The 15478-nt window shown below is 65.4% G+C and carries 13 protein-coding genes; 10 read left to right on the forward strand and 3 right to left on the reverse strand.

Annotated elements, in window-relative coordinates:
• Positions 1–84: 84 nt before the first annotated feature.
• The 7 genes from N2602_RS02840 to recQ all read left to right on the forward strand — a co-directional run bounded on the left by N2602_RS02840 (position 85) and on the right by recQ (position 9509).
• Entirely contained in the window at positions 85–1266 is a 1182-nt protein-coding gene (locus N2602_RS02840) for an MFS transporter (protein WP_260381699.1), read from the forward strand.
• A gap of 10 nt (positions 1267–1276) precedes the next feature.
• The gene (locus tag N2602_RS02845; protein ID WP_260381700.1) at positions 1277–2311 is read left to right on the forward strand and encodes an aldo/keto reductase; all 1035 of its coding nucleotides are present in this window, start codon (positions 1277–1279) and stop codon (positions 2309–2311) included.
• A gap of 123 nt (positions 2312–2434) precedes the next feature.
• The gene (locus N2602_RS02850) at positions 2435–4009 is read left to right on the forward strand and encodes an amidase family protein (protein WP_260381701.1); all 1575 of its coding nucleotides are present in this window, start codon (positions 2435–2437) and stop codon (positions 4007–4009) included.
• A gap of 247 nt (positions 4010–4256) precedes the next feature.
• On the forward strand, positions 4257–5558 hold the full coding sequence (locus N2602_RS02855; RefSeq protein WP_212258949.1) for an O-acetylhomoserine aminocarboxypropyltransferase/cysteine synthase family protein: 1302 nt from the start codon (positions 4257–4259) through the stop codon (positions 5556–5558).
• 12 nt (positions 5559–5570) lie between these two features.
• Positions 5571–6569: a homoserine O-succinyltransferase gene (locus N2602_RS02860; RefSeq protein ID WP_260381702.1), complete on the forward strand. Its 999-nt coding sequence runs from the start codon at positions 5571–5573 to the stop codon at positions 6567–6569.
• 106 nt (positions 6570–6675) lie between these two features.
• Entirely contained in the window at positions 6676–7419 is a 744-nt protein-coding gene (locus N2602_RS02865; protein ID WP_311738869.1) for a polysaccharide deacetylase family protein, read from the forward strand.
• 224 nt (positions 7420–7643) lie between these two features.
• A complete protein-coding gene (recQ, locus tag N2602_RS02870; protein ID WP_172788294.1) occupies positions 7644–9509 on the forward strand; it encodes a DNA helicase RecQ in 1866 nt (621 codons plus the stop codon).
• Between the two features lie 180 nt (positions 9510–9689).
• On the opposite strand, the gene N2602_RS02875 is transcribed toward recQ, so the two are convergent.
• Positions 9690–10706 carry a 1-aminocyclopropane-1-carboxylate deaminase gene (locus tag N2602_RS02875; RefSeq protein WP_172788295.1) on the reverse strand — a complete coding sequence of 339 codons (1017 nt, stop codon included), beginning with the start codon at positions 10704–10706 and terminating at the stop codon, positions 9690–9692.
• Between the two features lie 157 nt (positions 10707–10863).
• Here N2602_RS02875 and N2602_RS02880 point away from each other — a divergent pair, with 157 nt between their 5' ends.
• Entirely contained in the window at positions 10864–11328 is a 465-nt protein-coding gene (locus N2602_RS02880; RefSeq protein WP_036014765.1) for an Lrp/AsnC family transcriptional regulator, read from the forward strand.
• Between the two features lie 12 nt (positions 11329–11340).
• Here N2602_RS02880 and N2602_RS02885 read toward each other — a convergent pair whose 3' ends face one another.
• Positions 11341–11631, reverse strand: coding sequence for a hypothetical protein (locus N2602_RS02885; RefSeq protein ID WP_260381704.1), 291 nt, complete (start codon positions 11629–11631; stop codon positions 11341–11343).
• A gap of 291 nt (positions 11632–11922) precedes the next feature.
• On the opposite strand from N2602_RS02885, the gene N2602_RS02890 reads away from it, so the two are divergent.
• Positions 11923–13083 carry a PLP-dependent cysteine synthase family protein gene (locus N2602_RS02890; RefSeq protein WP_172788297.1) on the forward strand — a complete coding sequence of 387 codons (1161 nt, stop codon included), beginning with the start codon at positions 11923–11925 and terminating at the stop codon, positions 13081–13083.
• A gap of 112 nt (positions 13084–13195) precedes the next feature.
• Positions 13196–13756 carry a carboxymuconolactone decarboxylase family protein gene (locus N2602_RS02895; protein ID WP_172788298.1) on the forward strand — a complete coding sequence of 187 codons (561 nt, stop codon included), beginning with the start codon at positions 13196–13198 and terminating at the stop codon, positions 13754–13756.
• A 16-nt stretch (positions 13757–13772) separates the two neighbouring features.
• Here the strand turns inward: N2602_RS02895 and N2602_RS02900 are convergent, their stop codons facing one another.
• Positions 13773–15356 (reverse strand): sensor domain-containing diguanylate cyclase, encoded by a 1584-nt coding sequence (locus N2602_RS02900; RefSeq protein WP_260381705.1) that lies wholly within the window; start codon positions 15354–15356, stop codon positions 13773–13775.
• Positions 15357–15478: the final 122 nt, after the last annotated feature.

A 15478-nucleotide genomic window follows, 5' to 3' on the forward strand; every position in this document is an offset into this window, starting at 1 on the left:
ACAAATGATTGGATTGCGGACATTCTAATGGTTTGGCGGCAGCGCCGCTATCTGCGTGGCTCGTCTCATCCCTTGGAGCAACGCATGCCTCCCGCCGTCCTCGCGCTCACCGCCGGTGCCTTCGGCATCGGCACCACCGAATTCATCATCATGGGCCTGCTGCTGCAGGTCGCCGCCGACGTGCACGTCTCGGTGCCGGTCGCGGGTCTGCTGATATCAGGCTATGCGCTCGGCGTGTTCGTCGGCGCGCCGGTGCTGACGCTGGCGACGCGGCGGATGCCGCGGAAAACCGTGCTGCTGGCGCTGATGGCCATCTTCACGCTTGGCAATGCGGCTTGCGCGCTCGCGCCCACTTACGAATTGCTGATGGCCGCGCGCGTGCTGACCTCGCTCGCGCACGGCACGTTCTTCGGCGTGGGCTCGGTGGTGGCCACCAGCCTCGTCGCTGAGGACAAGCGTGCGTCTGCGATCTCCACCATGTTCATCGGCCTGACGGTCGCGACGCTGCTGGGCGTGCCCTTCGGCGCCTGGTTCGGCCTGATGCTCGGCTGGCGCGCAGCGTTCTGGGCGGTGACTGTCATCGGCCTGATCGCATTCGCGGTCGTCGCTGCGCTCGTGCCGGGCCATGTCGGCAACGACGACAAGCCGATCTCGCTTGCCGAGGAAGTGGCCGTGCTCGGCCGTCCGCAGGTGCTGCTCGGTCTTGCCATGACCGTGTTCGGCTTCGCCGGACTGTTCGTCGTCTTCACCTATATCCAGCCGATCCTGACGCGCTTCACCGGTTTTTCGGAGACCGCCGTGTCGCCGATCCTGCTGGTGTTCGGCGTTGGGCTTGCGATCGGCAATGTCGCCGGCGGCAAGCTCGCCGATCGCGGCCTTGCGCGCGCCCTGATCGGCACACTGGCCGCGCTTGCCATCGTGCTGCTTGGCCTTGCGGCGCTGCTGTCGGTCAAGATCATCAGCGTCGTGCTGATCCTGCTGCTCGGCGTCGCCGCCTTCGCAACCGTCGCACCGCTTCAGCTCCGCGTCCTGGAGGCTGCCGGTCCCAGCGGCCGGACGCTCGCCTCCAGCCTCAACATCGCCGCGTTCAATCTCGGCAACGCGCTCGGCGCCTGGGCCGGCGGCGTCACCATCGACCGCGGCCTCGGCCTCTCGGCGCTGCCGCTGGTCGCAGCCGGCGTCACCGCCATCGGCCTCGTTCTGGCGCTGTGGAGCCTCCAGCTTGATCGCACGGCGACCGCAGTCGCGGCGTGCCCGGCGGAATAGGAGAGCGATCATGGAATACCGCAACCTCGGCGCTTCCGGGCTCAAAGTGCCCGTCCTCAGCTTCGGCACCGGCACGTTCGGCGGTCAGGGTCCGTTGTTTTCCGCTTGGGGCCGCAGCGGCATCGAGGAGGCGCGCAGGCTGGTCGACATCTGCCTCGATGCCGGCGTCAATCTGTTCGACAGCGCCGATGTCTATTCGAACGGCGCCTCGGAGGAGATCCTCGGTGCTGCGATCAAGGGGCGCCGCGACAAGGTGCTGATCTCGACCAAGATGAGCCTGCCGATTGGCGACGGTCCGCTCGATGCCGGCTCGTCGCGGCAGCGACTGCTGGCTTCGGTCGATGCGGCGCTACGACGGCTCGGCACCGACCACGTCGACCTGCTTCAGCTCCACGCCTTCGACGCGTTCACGCCGATCGGGGAGGTGCTGTCCACGCTCGATACGCTCGTGCGCGCCGGCAAGCTACGCTATGTCGGCGTCTCGAATTTCGCCGGCTGGCAGCTGATGAAGTCGCTCGCCATCGCGGACCGGCATGGCTGGCCGCGCTATGTCGCGCACCAGGTCTATTACTCGCTGCTCGGGCGCGACTATGAATGGGAGCTGATGCCGCTCGCGCGCGATCAGGGCGTCGGCGCTCTGATCTGGAGCCCGCTGGGCTGGGGCCGGCTCACCGGAAAGATCCGGCGCGGCCGGCCGCTGCCGCAAGGAAGCCGCCTGCATGCCACCGCACAGTTCGGTCCGTCCGTGGACGATGCGCGCCTCCATGCCGTCGTTGACGTGCTGGATGCGATTGCCGCTGAGGCCGGTCGTACCGTGCCGCAGGTCGCGATTGCCTGGCTGCTGTCGCGTCCCACGGTCTCCTCCGTGATCATCGGGGCACGCGACGAAGCGCAGCTGCGCGACAATCTCGGCGCCGTTGGCTGGTCGCTGAGCGCGGACCAGATCAAGCGGCTCGATGAGGTCAGCTTCGTGATGCCGCCTTATCCGTACTATCCCTATCGCGTCCAGGAGGGTTTCGCGCGGCTCAATCCACCGTTGGTGTAGGAGCTCTCTCAGAACGCTGCGAATTGCGACAGAGCGTCGCGACAATGCGCCATGCAGAAACGCGCCTGTACACGGTTGCGTGACCTCCATAACCTCCGCCGCGCAATTTTTTGGAGATGCGACGTGGCGAAGAAGACGGCGACCAAGAAGAAAAGTGCTTCAAGGCAGGTAAGCAGGGCCTCGAGCAAGACGAGCACCGCCCGAAAGGGCGCCATTGCGAAAACCGCGAAGACGACAGTCAAGAAGGCGGCACCGCGCAAGCCAGCCGCGGTCCGCCGGCCCAAGGGGCCGATCTGGCAATGGTCCGCGGTCGAGACCGCGGCCGCGGTCCGCGCCGGCGCGATCTCCGCCGTGGAGACCGTCGAGGCCCATCTGGACCGGATGCGCGCCGTCAATCCCAGGCTGAATGCGGTCGTCGTCGATCTCGGCGAGGAGGCGCTGAAGGCGGCGCACGCGGCGGACAAGCAGCGCGCCAAGGGCGGCGATCTCGGTCTCCTGCACGGCGTACCCATCACCATCAAGGAAAATGTCGACTACCAGGGCCGGCCGAATTTCAACGGCGTGCCCGCCAACAAGGACCTCATCGCGCCATCGGATGCGCCCGTGGTGCGCAACCTGAAGAAATCAGGCGCGATCGTCATCGGTCTCACCAACACGCCCGAATTCTCCTTCCGCGGCTTCACCGACAATCCCCTGCACGGGCTGACGCTCAACCCCTGGGATCCCGATATCACCTGCGGCGGCTCCTCGGGCGGCGCGGGCTCGGCGGTCGCCGCGGGCATCGGCACCATCGCCCATGGCAACGACATCGGCGGCTCGCTGCGCTGGCCGGCGCATTGCAACGGCGTTGCCACCATCAAGCCGACGCAGGGCCGCATCCCCGCCTTCAACGGAAGCGCGACGTCGGAGCGGCCGATGCTGGCGCATCTGATGTCGGCGCAGGGGCCGCTCGCACGCCATGTCGCCGACGTCCGCCTCGCGCTGGAGGTCATGAGCCGGCGCGATCCGCGCGATCCCTGGTGGGTACCGGCGCCGTTGGTCGGCGAGCGGCCGAAGGGGCCGATCAAGGTCGCGCTGGCAAAAATCCCAGAGGACATGGACGTCGATCCGTCTGTCGCTGCGGCGCTGCGCCAGGCTGCCGATCATCTCGAACGGTCCGGCTATCGCGTCAGCGAGGTCGAAGTGCCCGACATCAACGGGGTCTGGCAGACCTGGTGCGACATCATCACCAACGAGACCGTGATGATGCAGGAGGCCGCCATGCTGAAGGTCACGTCCGAGGATTTTCACAAGTCCTGGAGCGGCATGAAGGCCAAGGCCAACGTGCTCGATCTCAAGGCCTGGATGCAGGCCACCGCCGCGCGCAACGGTCACATCCGCGCCTGGCAATTGTTCTTCGAGGACTATCCGATCGTGCTGGCGCCGACCACGGTGAAGCCGACGCCGGGCCCGCGCGAGGACACCGTCAGCGCAGAGCGCGTGCGCGAGATATTCTGGGGCGAGATCCGCTTCATCTCCGCCATCAACGTGCTGGGCCTGCCCGGCGCGGTGGTGCCGGTGGCGCTGCATGACAGCAAGCCGATCGGCGTGCAGCTGATTGCCGGACGCTATCGCGAGGATCTCGCCCTCGATGCCGCAGCTGCGATCGAGAAGCGCGTCGGCGCGCTCACCCATCGGCTGTGGGAGCAGATGGGCTGACGCTGCGAGCTATCGCAGCGCTGACGGCGGCCGCTCGTCCTCGTGGGCGAGGGTGGCGCCGTGCGTTCGTTAATCGGCTTTAACCCGGTTTCCAGCCATTTCGCGAGCAAGCATTAGGGTTACTTCCTCGATCTCTAGGCGAATTATTGTCCGCTTTACCACCCGCCTCTAACAGAGGGACGGCGGACAACGCACATGCCTCATTCTAGGCCAATAAGTGCGGCCCGCCCCACGCGGAGGTGGCACGATGCGCAACGAGACGATCGCTATTCACGCCGGCTACGAGCCTGAAGCCACCACGCACGCAGTGGCCGTTCCGATCTACCAGACCGCGGCCTACGCCTTCGACAGCGCCGATCATGGCGCAGCCCTGTTCAATCTCGAGGCCGAGGGCTTTCGCTACAGCCGCATCGCCAATCCGACCAGCGCGGTTCTCGAGAAGCGCATCGCGCAGCTCGAAGGCGGCGTCGGCGCGCTCGCGGTCGCGACCGGGCAGGCGGCGCTGCATTTCGCCTTCGTCAACGTCGCCGATCACGGCGGCAACATCGTCTCGGTGCCGCAGCTCTACGGCACCACGCACACGCTGCTCTCCCACATCCTGCCGCGCCAGGGCATCACCGGCCGTTTCGCCGAGAGCGACAAGCCAGAGGCGGTCGAGAAGCTGATCGACGAGAACACCCGCGCCGTGTTCGCCGAGACCATCGGTAATCCCGCCGGCAATGTCTGCGACATCGAGGCGCTGGCGAGAATTGCCCACGCGCATGGTGTGCCGCTGATCGTCGACAACACCGTCGCAACTCCGATCCTCTTCAAGCCGTTCGACTACGGCGCCGACATCGCCGTGCATTCCCTGACCAAGTTCTTGGGCGGTCACGGCACTACGCTCGGCGGCGCCATCGTCGATTCCGGAAACTTCCCCTGGGCCAAGCACGCCGACCGCTTCCCGGCCTACAACAAGCCCGACGCCTCCTATCACGGCCTGGTCTATGCCGAGCGCTTCGGCAAGACCGCCTATATCGAGCGCGCGCGCAGCGTCTATCAGCGCACCATGGGCTCGGTGCTGTCGCCGTTCAACGCCTTCCTGCTGCTCCAGGGCATCGAGACCGTGGCGCTGCGCATGGAGCGCCATGTCGAGAACGCCCGCAGGGTCGCCGAATTCCTCCGCGTCGATCCACGCGTGGCCTGGGTCAACTACACCGGTTTTCCGGACAGCCCCTATTATCCCCTGGTGCAGAAATACTTGAATGGCAACGCCTCCTCGCTGTTCACCTTCGGCATCGAGGGCGGCATGGAGGCCGGCAAGACGTTTTACGACGCGCTGAAGCTGATCACGCGCCTCGTCAATATCGGCGATGCCAAATCGCTCGCCTGCCACCCGGCGTCGACCACCCATCGCCAGATGTCGGCGGAGCAGCAGCGCGCCGCCGGCGTGCTGCCGGAGACCATCCGTCTGTCGATCGGCATCGAGCATGTCTCCGACATCATCGCGGATATCGACCAGGCGCTGGAAAAGGCCTGCCCGTCGGCGCGCCGCGAGGCTGCGGAGTAGGCGGCGCCGTCCATGACGATCTTGATCGACAAGGATCAGGTCATCGCGGGCCCGACGCTGGTGCCGGCCGCGCACGAGCTCGCGCGCGATGCCGGCCCCGAGCTCACCATCGGCCTCGTCAACAACATGCCGGATGCCGCGTTGAAGGCGACCGAGCGGCAGTTCATGAAGCTGCTTCAGGCCGCAGCAGGCTCGCGCCGTATCCGTTTCCACTGCTTCTCGCTTCCCAGCGTGAAGCGGTCGCCGGAAGCGAAGTGGCATGTCGAAAGCGAATATTCCAACCTTTCCGATCTCGAGCGCGGCAAATTCGACGGGCTGATCGTAACAGGCGCAGAGCCGATCGCGCCCGAGCTCGACCGGGAGCCGTACTGGCGCGACCTCACCAACCTGATCGACTGGGCCAAGGCCAACACGCGTTCGACGATCTGGTCCTGCCTTGCCGCCCATGCCGCGGTGCTGCACCTCGACGGCATTGAACGGCAGCGGCTGCCGGCCAAATGTCACGGCATTTTCGATTGCGACGTCGTGGCGGACGATTCACTGACGCGGTTTGCGCCTGCGCCGCTCAAGGTCTCGCATTCACGTCTGAACGAGATCGCCGAGAGCGACCTTGTGCAGGCCGGATATCAGGTGCTGACCCGCTCGGAGGAAGCCGGCGTCGACGTCTTCGTTCGCCAATATGCCAGCCGCTTCGTGTTCTTCCAGGGCCACCCGGAATATGACGCGCTGTCGCTCCAGCGCGAATATCTGCGTGACATCGGTCGCTATCTCGCGCGCGAGCGGGAGAACTATCCGCACCTGCCGGTGAGTTATTTTGACGCAGCAACGGAAGAGAAGCTGGCGCGCTTCGAGAGGAAGGCGGCACACCAGCGCCATCCGGCGCTCAGCAACGAGCTGCCCGCGCTGAACCTGCGCGGCGATATCGGCGCTGGCGAGGCGGCGGCGGTGCTCTTCCGCAATTGGTTGCGCTATCTCGGCGCGGACGCCGACGCGCCGATGTCGGTGCGCTAGCCGAGGCGGTCTTGGTTCGGCGTTAGGATTACCCGGGCGTTAGGCTTGCCTCGACCTGCGCACGAATGTTTCAGTAGAGCAAGAGGGCATCACGGGAAACGCAGTCGTGTGGTCGGCACTCCAGGGACGCATGATCAATCGGCTGGCCCGGCATTTCCGCGCCGCGCCGCACCGGCTGCCTGCGCATGCGCCGATGGTGAGCTTCACGTTCGACGACGCCCCCGATAGCGCCGCAGGCGAGGGCGCCGAGCTTCTGGAGCAACATGGCGGCCGCGGCACCTATTACCTCGCCGGCAGCCTGATCGGTCAGCCGTCGGAGCATTGGCATGGCCTGTCGGATGACGCCATCGTCCGGCTCCACCGCGCCGGGCACGAGATCGCCTGCCACACCTTCTCGCATCAGAGCTCGGCCACGCTCGACGAGGCCGCGATGGCGCGCGAGATCGAACGAAACCGCAGCCATCTCCACGGCATCGATGCCTCGATCACGCTGCAGAATTTCGCCTATCCCTATGGCATCGCCTCGGTGTGGCGCAAGCCGCAGCTGGCAAAAGCCTTCCGTTCCGCGCGCGGCATTCTTCCCGGCGTCAATAGCGGCATCATCGACCTCCAATTTCTGCGCGCCTCGCCTTTGGTCGATTGCGAGATCGACAAGGCGGGGGTCGATCGCTATTTCGACGAGGCGGTCGCGAGCGGCGGCTGGCTGATCTTCTACGGCCACGACGTCACCGACAGGCCGAGCCCCTATGGCTGCACGCCGCATCTGATGCGTCACGCGCTCGAAGCCGCCGCCAAGCGCAACATGCCGATCGTGACCGTCGCAGAAGCGCTGCGGCGGATCGGGGCGTAGCTTTTTCACCTCTCCCCGCTTGCGGGGAGAGGTCGGATCGCTCTTGCGATCCGGGTGAGGGGGTACAGGCCCATCGGCATTCTCATGCGCGGAGAGAGGCCCCTCACCCCGTAAGAACGGGGAGGGGGAGAACAAGCAGCGTTGCCCCGCAAACAGTCTTGCCACGCCGACGCCAGCATGCGACTGGCCTTGTGACGAATCTCACGGCCTGATCTGCTCCGCCCATGTCTGCTCCGTCCCACGCCCCGCTGCCTGCGCCGACCAACGGCCGCGACGCGCTGTCGGTGCTGCATTCGGTGTTCGGCCTGCCGGGATTTCGCGGCGCGCAGGGCGAGATCATCCGCCACGTCACCGACGGCGGCAATTGCCTGGTGTTGATGCCGACCGGCGGCGGCAAATCGCTGTGCTATCAGCTGCCATCCCTGCTGCGCGAAGGCTGCGGCATCGTGGTCTCGCCGTTGATCGCCTTAATGCGCGACCAGGTCGCAGGCCTGATCGAGGCCGGCGTCAATGCCGCCGCGCTGAACTCGTCGCTGACGCCGCAGGAGGCGTCCGACATCGAACGCCGCCTGCTCGCCGGCGATCTCGACCTGCTCTATGTCGCACCGGAACGGCTGGTCACGCCGCGCTGCCTGTCGCTGCTGGCGCAGGCGAAGGTGGCGTTGTTTGCGATCGACGAGGCGCATTGCGTCTCGCAATGGGGCCACGACTTCCGGCCTGAATATGTCGGCCTTTCCGTCATCGCTGAGCGCTTTCCCGACGTGCCGCGGATCGCGCTGACCGCGACCGCCGATGAGCTGACGCGCAAAGAGATCGTCGACCGGCTTCAGCTGACGGGCGCGCCGCAGTTCGTCTCCAGCTTCGACCGGCCCAACATCCGCTACGAGATCGTCGACAAGCGCAATGCGGTGTCGCAGCTGAAGGAATTCATCCGCGAGCGCCACATGGGCGATGCGGGCGTGGTCTATTGCCTGTCGCGCAACCGTGTCGAGGAGGTCGCCGCTGCGCTTGCCGAGGCCGGCATTGCAGCGCTGCCCTACCACGCCGGGCTCGACGGCAGCGTTCGCTCGCGCAACCAGGACCGCTTCCTCAACGAGGACGGCATCGTCATCGTCGCGACCATCGCCTTCGGCATGGGCATCGACAAACCCGACGTGCGCTTCGTGGCCCATCTCGACCTGCCCAAGAGCATCGAGGCCTATTACCAGGAGACCGGGCGCGCCGGCCGTGACGGCAAGCCGTCGGCGGCATGGATGGCCTATGGCCTCTCCGACATCGTGCAGCAGCGCCGCATGATCGACGAGTCGGCGGGATCGGAGGATTTCAAGCGGGTCTCGATCGGCAAGCTCGACGCGCTGGTCGGCCTCGCCGAGACGCCGCATTGCCGGCGCCGGCGCCTGCTCGCTTATTTCGGCGAGATCGTGATGGGCGAGAGCTGCGGCAATTGCGACAATTGCCTGACGCCGCCGAAGATGCGCGACGGCAAGGTGCTGGCGCAGAAGCTGTTGTCCTGCGTCTATCGCACCGGGCAACGCTTTGGCGCCATGCATTTGATCGACGTGCTGATCGGACGCCTGACCGAGAAGGTCACGCAGTTCGGTCACGACAAGCTGTCGGTGTTCGGCGTTGGCCGCGAGCTCAACGAGAAGCAGTGGCGCACGGTGCTGCGGCAATTGGTGGCAATGGGCCATTTGCAGAGCGACAGCGAAGCCTACGGCGCGCTGAAGCTGACGGAGTCCTCGCGCGGGGTGCTGCGCGGCGAGACCGAGGTCTGGCTGCGCGAGGAGGCGCCCGGCACGCGTGTTCGTGCCAGCCGCACGAAGTCGCGACGCGGCGACCTCGCGCCCGCGGCCAGCGCGCCGCAAGGCGACGTCGACCCTGAATTGCGCGCGCGCCTGCGCGCCTGGCGCTCAGAGGTCGCGCGCGAACGCGGCGTGCCGGCCTATGTGGTGCTGCACGATGCAACGATCGACGGCATCGTCCGGGCCTGGCCGACGACGCTGGACGAGCTTCGCAACGTGCCGGGGATCGGCGACAAGAAGCTCGAGCATTACGGCGACGAGCTGCTGCAGATCGTGAGGACGAGGTAGGGCGCGCCACGAAAACTCCGCCGTCATCCCGGGGCGCGACGAAGTGGCGAGCCCGGAATCCATAACCACAAGCGGATGTGGCTACGGCAAGCTAGTCACCACGAGTCTTCGCCAAACATCTTCCTGGGGCTATGGGTCCCGGGGCTCGCGACTTCGTCGCGCCCCGGGACGACAGAGGAGCTAGCCGTTCCGGAACGCGTAGCCGTAGCCGTTTAGCGCCGGCGCGCCGCCGAGATGGGCGTAGAGGATCTTCGCGCCCTTCTCGAAATAGCCCTTCTTCGTGAGATCGATCAGGCCCTGCATCGACTTGCCCTCGTAGACGGGGTCGGTGATCATGGCTTCGAGGCGCGCGGTGAGGCGGATGGCCTCCTTGGTCTCTTCCGACGGCACGCCATAGGCGGGATAGGCGTAATCCTCGATCAGCACGACGTCGTCCGCGACGATCTCCTTGCCGAGCTCGACCAGCTTGGCCGTGTTCTGCGCGATCGAGAGCACCTGTGCTTTCGTCTGCGCCGGCGTGAACGAGCCGTCGATGCCGATCACCTTTCGCGCACGGCCGTCCGCCGCAAACCCGACCAGCATGCCGGCGTGGGTGGAGCCGGTGACGGTGCAGACGATGATGTAGTCGAACTTGAAGCCGAGTTCGGCTTCCTGCTTGCGCACCTCCTCGGCGAAGCCGACATAGCCGAGGCCGCCATATTTGTGCACGGAGGCGCCGGCGGGAATGGCGTAGGGCTTGCCGCCTGCGGCCTTTACTTCCTCGATCGCCTGCTCCCAGCTCTTGCGGATGCCGATGTCGAAGCCGTCGTCGACCAGGCGCACGTCGGCGCCCATGATGCGCGAGAGCATGATGTTGCCGACGCGGTCATAGACGGCGTCCTCGTGCGGCACCCAGGCTTCCTGCACCAGGCGGCACTTCATGCCGAGCTTGGCCGCGACGGCCGCGATCATGCGGGTGTGGTTGGATTGCACGCCGCCGATCGAGACCAGCGTATCGGCATTGGAGGCGATCGCATCGGGAATGATGTATTCGAGCTTGCGCAGCTTGTTGCCGCCATAGGCGAGACCGGAATTGCAGTCCTCGCGCTTGGCATAGATCTCGACATTGCCGCCGAGATGTTTTGACAGCCGCTCCAGCTTCTCGATGGGCGTCGGGCCGAAGGTCAACGGATAGCGCGGAAATTTGTCCAGCTTCATGGGTCATCCCGAGTGGCGTTGGTGTTGGCGGCTCCCTAGCATCATGTCGGGAAAATGTGCTCTCGAATATTGCGCCAATAATGCGCAGCTTCTTGCGAAATGGCGCTGGTAGCTAATATTCCTTCCAGATTAGTTCACATTTGTGGAAGTTCCTTTCATGGCTGCCCGGCTCGACCGCACCGACCTTAAGATCTTGAGATTGCTGCAGAATAACGGCCGGCTCAGCAATGCCGAGCTGGCCGAAACGGTCGCGATCAGCCCCGCCACGTGCCATCGCCGCACCCAGCGCCTGTTCGAGGACGGCTTCATCGCCACTGTCCGCGCCATGGTCGCGCCGAAGAAAGTGGCCAAGGGCACGCTGGTGATGGTTGGCGTCGTGCTCGACCGCTCCACGCCGGAGAGCTTTGCCACCTTCGAGCAGGCCGTCGCAAAACTGAAATTCGTGCTCGACTGCCACCTCGTCGCCGGCGACTTCGACTACTTCCTCAAGATCCGCGTCGGCGACATGGAGGATTTCAACCGCATCCACGGCGAGCAGCTGATTGCGCTCCCCGGCGTGCGCCAGACCCGCACCTTCTTCGTGATGAAGGAAGTCGTCGACAATGCGCCGCTGGAATTTTGAGCTGGCGTGCCGCTATTGGACGGTGATCGAATAGGTATCGACGTCGCGGCTGCCCCTGCCGGTGATCATCTCGATGGTGAAACTATCCGGGCCGTGGTAGCCCGGATTCGATCGGTAATTGACCTCAAAGGCCTTGATCGGCCGTCCGGTGCACGGCGTGCCGCCGCCGCGGGCGAAGCGGTTAATCTCGATGCGCGAGTCCACGGTGCGCGTCGTCAGCTTGCCGTGCTGCGGCTTGGTCAGCAGCCTCACCACGCCGCCATTGCCCTCGCAGTTCGGTCCCCACGAGCGGTAGTGATGCATTCTGACCATCGCTCCGGAGGGGACCGTTCGATCGAACTGCATCGCACATGCTGGTCCGACTGTTGCGCAGAGTAGGCCCAGCGTCGCGATCCAGGCTTCAAATTTCATTCCGTGAGCCCCCCAGCATCACGGCAATGTCAGCATATCGCAGTCGTTCTGCCAAGCCACCTCGGCCGTCCCGGAAGCTTCACTTGCCTAGCGCACCACACGCGAGCCTCGCCGCTGGAGTTTCGAGCAGGAGCGTTATTCAGCGCACTTGATGCGCGATCCGTGTCATGAGAGATTCATGCGATGCAGACATTCCCCTTCCGCCAGCACAATCCGGCCGGGCCGGCCTATCGGCGCGGCTGGGTCGACGAGGCCGTGGCCGCGATCGAGGCCGACCAGTGCCGCACCGCCGACACGCATCTGATCCGGCTGATCGTGCCGGCGCTATCGGGCATCGACATCTATCTGAAGGATGAGTCCACGCATCCGACCGGCAGCCTGAAGCATCGCCTCGCGCGCTCGCTGTTTCTGTACGCGCTCTGCAACGGCCACATCCGCGAAGGCACGCCCGTGGTCGAGGCCTCGTCGGGATCGACGGCGGTGTCGGAGGCCTATTTCGCAGAAATGATCGGCGTGCCCTTCTATGCCGTGATGCCGCGCACGACGTCGGCGGAGAAGATCGCCGCGATCGAGCATTATGGCGGCAATTGCCATTTGATCGACGATGGCCGCGCGCTCTATGCGGAAGCCGCCGCGCTCGCCGCCCGGCTCGACGGCCATTACATGGACCAGTTCACCTTCGCCGAGCGCGCCACCGACTGGCGCGGCAACAACAACATCGCCGAATCGATCTTCACGCAGTTGCAGGGCGAGCCGCGCCCGCTGCCGGACTGGATCGTGATGGGCGCCGGCACCGGCGGCACCTCGGCCACCATCGGACGTTATCTACGCTATCGGCAATATCCGACGCGGCTGTGCGTCGCCGATGTCGAGCATTCCGCCTTCTTCGACTGCTTCCGCACGCAGGACCGCTCGCGTGTCTGCGACCGCCCGTCGCTGATCGAAGGCGTCGGTCGTCCCCGCTGCGAGCCGTCCTTCGTGCCCGGCGTGGTCGACCGCATGATGAAGATCCCGGATGCGGCGACGATCGCGGCGATGAACGTGCTGTCGCGCCGGCTGCGTCGTCCGGTCGGCGGCTCCACCGGCACCAACTTCCTGGCGCTGTGCCGGCTCGCCTCGGAGATGCGCCAGGCGAACGTCACGGGATCACTGGTGACGCTGATCTGCGATTCCGGCGAGCGCTACCGGCAGACCTATTACGAGCCCGCTTGGCTCGCCGCACGCGGTCTCGATCCGGCGCCGTTCGAAGCGGCGCTGTCGTCGTTTCTCACCACAGGTGAGCCACTGGCGCTGGACGTCGACGATGTCGTCAATCCGCAAAGCGTGCCAGGCCCCACGGCGTGATAGCCGAGATCTCCCTGGGATTTGCGAAAGGGCAAGGTCGTCACGGCAACTTCACTTGCCTTGCGATCTCCTGCGGGTGACGGTTGCCTCTTCTCAATGAGGAGATCCCGCCGTGCGCCTTCCCATTCTCGATCCGAAAGACCTGAGTGCTGAGCAGAAGCCGCTCTATGACGACATGCAGGCCGGCATCAAGGACCACTTCAAAGGCTTTGTGAACATGCGCGAGGACGGCGCGCTGCTCGGGCCCTGGAATCCCTGGATCCGCGAGCCGCGCTTCGGCAAGCCGGTGTGGGAGCTGGTCAAGGCGATTGCGTCGAACCCGCTGCTGCCCGCGCCGGTGCGCGAGGTCGCGATCCTCGTCACTGGCTCGCATTTCCGCTCCGGTTACGAGCTCTATGCCCATGTGCTGGTGGCCGAGCAGCGTGGCCTCTCCGACGAGAAGCTCGCGACCATCGTCGCCGGCCAGCGGCCGGTCGATCTCACCAAGCAGGAGGCAGTCGCCTACGACATGGCCTCGGCCCTGGTAAGCGGCGGCGTGCTGCCCGAGCTGACTTATCGTGCGGCCGTGAAGGAATTCGGCGAGCACGGTGCGGCCGAACTGTCCTATCTCGTCGGCGTCTACTGCATGGTCTCGGTCACGCTCAACACGTTCGACGTGCCGGTGCCCGAGTAGACGGCAACTGCTGCCGTCACTCCGCCGCCTTGGTTGCAGGGGGCGGGGGCATCCAGGCTATGCAGCGGTTGCGGCCCTCGGCCTTGGCCTGGTAGAGGGCATGATCGGCCGCGACCATCAGCGCATCGATGCCGGACATGCTGACGGTGGCCTCGGCAATGCCGATGCTAACGGTGACACCGAACTGCACCTTGTCGGCAAAGACCTGCGTGCTCATCACGCGCTTGCGGATGCGCTCGGCTACCGTTCTCGCCCTGGACAGGCTGGTTTCGGGCAGCAGCACGGCAAATTCCTCGCCGCCGAGACGGCCGACGATGTCCGATTTCCGCTTGCCGTCAAGGCAGGCGGCCGCAACCGCCTTGATCGCCGCATCGCCCACGGCATGACCGTGACGATCGTTGACCGACTTGAAGTGATCGATGTCGAGCATCAACACGGAGACAGAGCGATAATAGCGTTGAAAGCGACTCCATTCCGCTTCGAGGTTGTCGAGGAAGTGGCGGCGATTGTGGAGGCCGGTGAGCGGATCGGTGGTGGCGAGCGTCTCCAGCATTGCGGCCTTTTGCGTCAGATCGGTGATGTCGACATAGGTCAGCATGCGCCCGCCATTCGCCATCGTGGTGCAATGGGCCCGGATGCGGCGTCCGTCCGGCGTCTGCAGGTCGCGTACGTGATCGCCGGCCTTGACCTCCTCGACACGCCGCGCCGGAAACTGCGCGAGCTCGCTGTTCGGAAGATTGGGCGCGCTGGCGCGATGCAGACGTCGGACCAGCGAGGAATAGGCCGGGCGGCTCGCCGCCTCGTCTTCGCTGACCTCCCAGAACCGCCGCATCCGCCGGTTCATGAAGGTGGCGTGCAGGTCGGCATCGAGCAGCAAAACGCCGTCCTGGACATTCTCCAGCGCATCCCGCAGCAGCTTCAACTCGTCGGAGGTGCGCACGATATCGGTGACGGGCGTATAGGTCAGCATGCGCCCACCGTCGGGCAGCGGCGTGACCTGAACGCGTACGACATCGCCATTGGTTCGGCGCACGTCGATTGGGGTTGGATCGCCCGACTCGATCACACGCACGCGCTCCGCTATCAGTGCATCGAGGTCCGGGTCCGGCACCTCATAGGCGCCGGTATCGCGCCCGTGATGCAGCAGGGTGAGAATGGATGGATTGCTGTCGGCAACCTCGTCGGGCAGGCGCCACATCTGACGAAACGACCGGTTTATCAGCCGCGCCCTCAGGTGAGAATCGAGCAGCACGATGCCAGTCGGCACATGATCGAGTGCGGCGCGCAGCGCCAGCATCTGGCTGCGCATCAACGCGTCGGACGAGCGTTCCCGTTCCTCGCCGGCTGCTGGCTCGATGCTGTTCGGCTGCTCGAAGGCGACGCCGGCCTGACGGTCCGATCGCCAGATCACGCGGCAGGTCAGGATCTCGCGCCCCGCGAGCCGGAGCTGGAAGCGCTCGGGTACGCCCAGGCCACTCTCCATCTCGAGCGTCGCGGCCTCCTCGGTCAGGCGGCGTACCACGCAATCGATCGACGACTGGCCGAAATTGAAAAAGATCTTCCCAGCAAGGAACGTCCGTTCCGAAACCAAGCGGGACATTCGCGGCCTCCAAAGCGAACACGACCGAAGAGCCGGCGTAGTTTCGCGCAAGCTTCTTTGCGGCGATGTAACGCAATCGATGTTCCGGAATGAGGATTAATGATCGGTTGACGGCGATGCGG

Origin of the sequence: Bradyrhizobium sp. NC92 (assembly GCF_025200865.1) — a bacterium.
GTDB lineage: Bacteria > Pseudomonadota > Alphaproteobacteria > Rhizobiales > Xanthobacteraceae > Bradyrhizobium.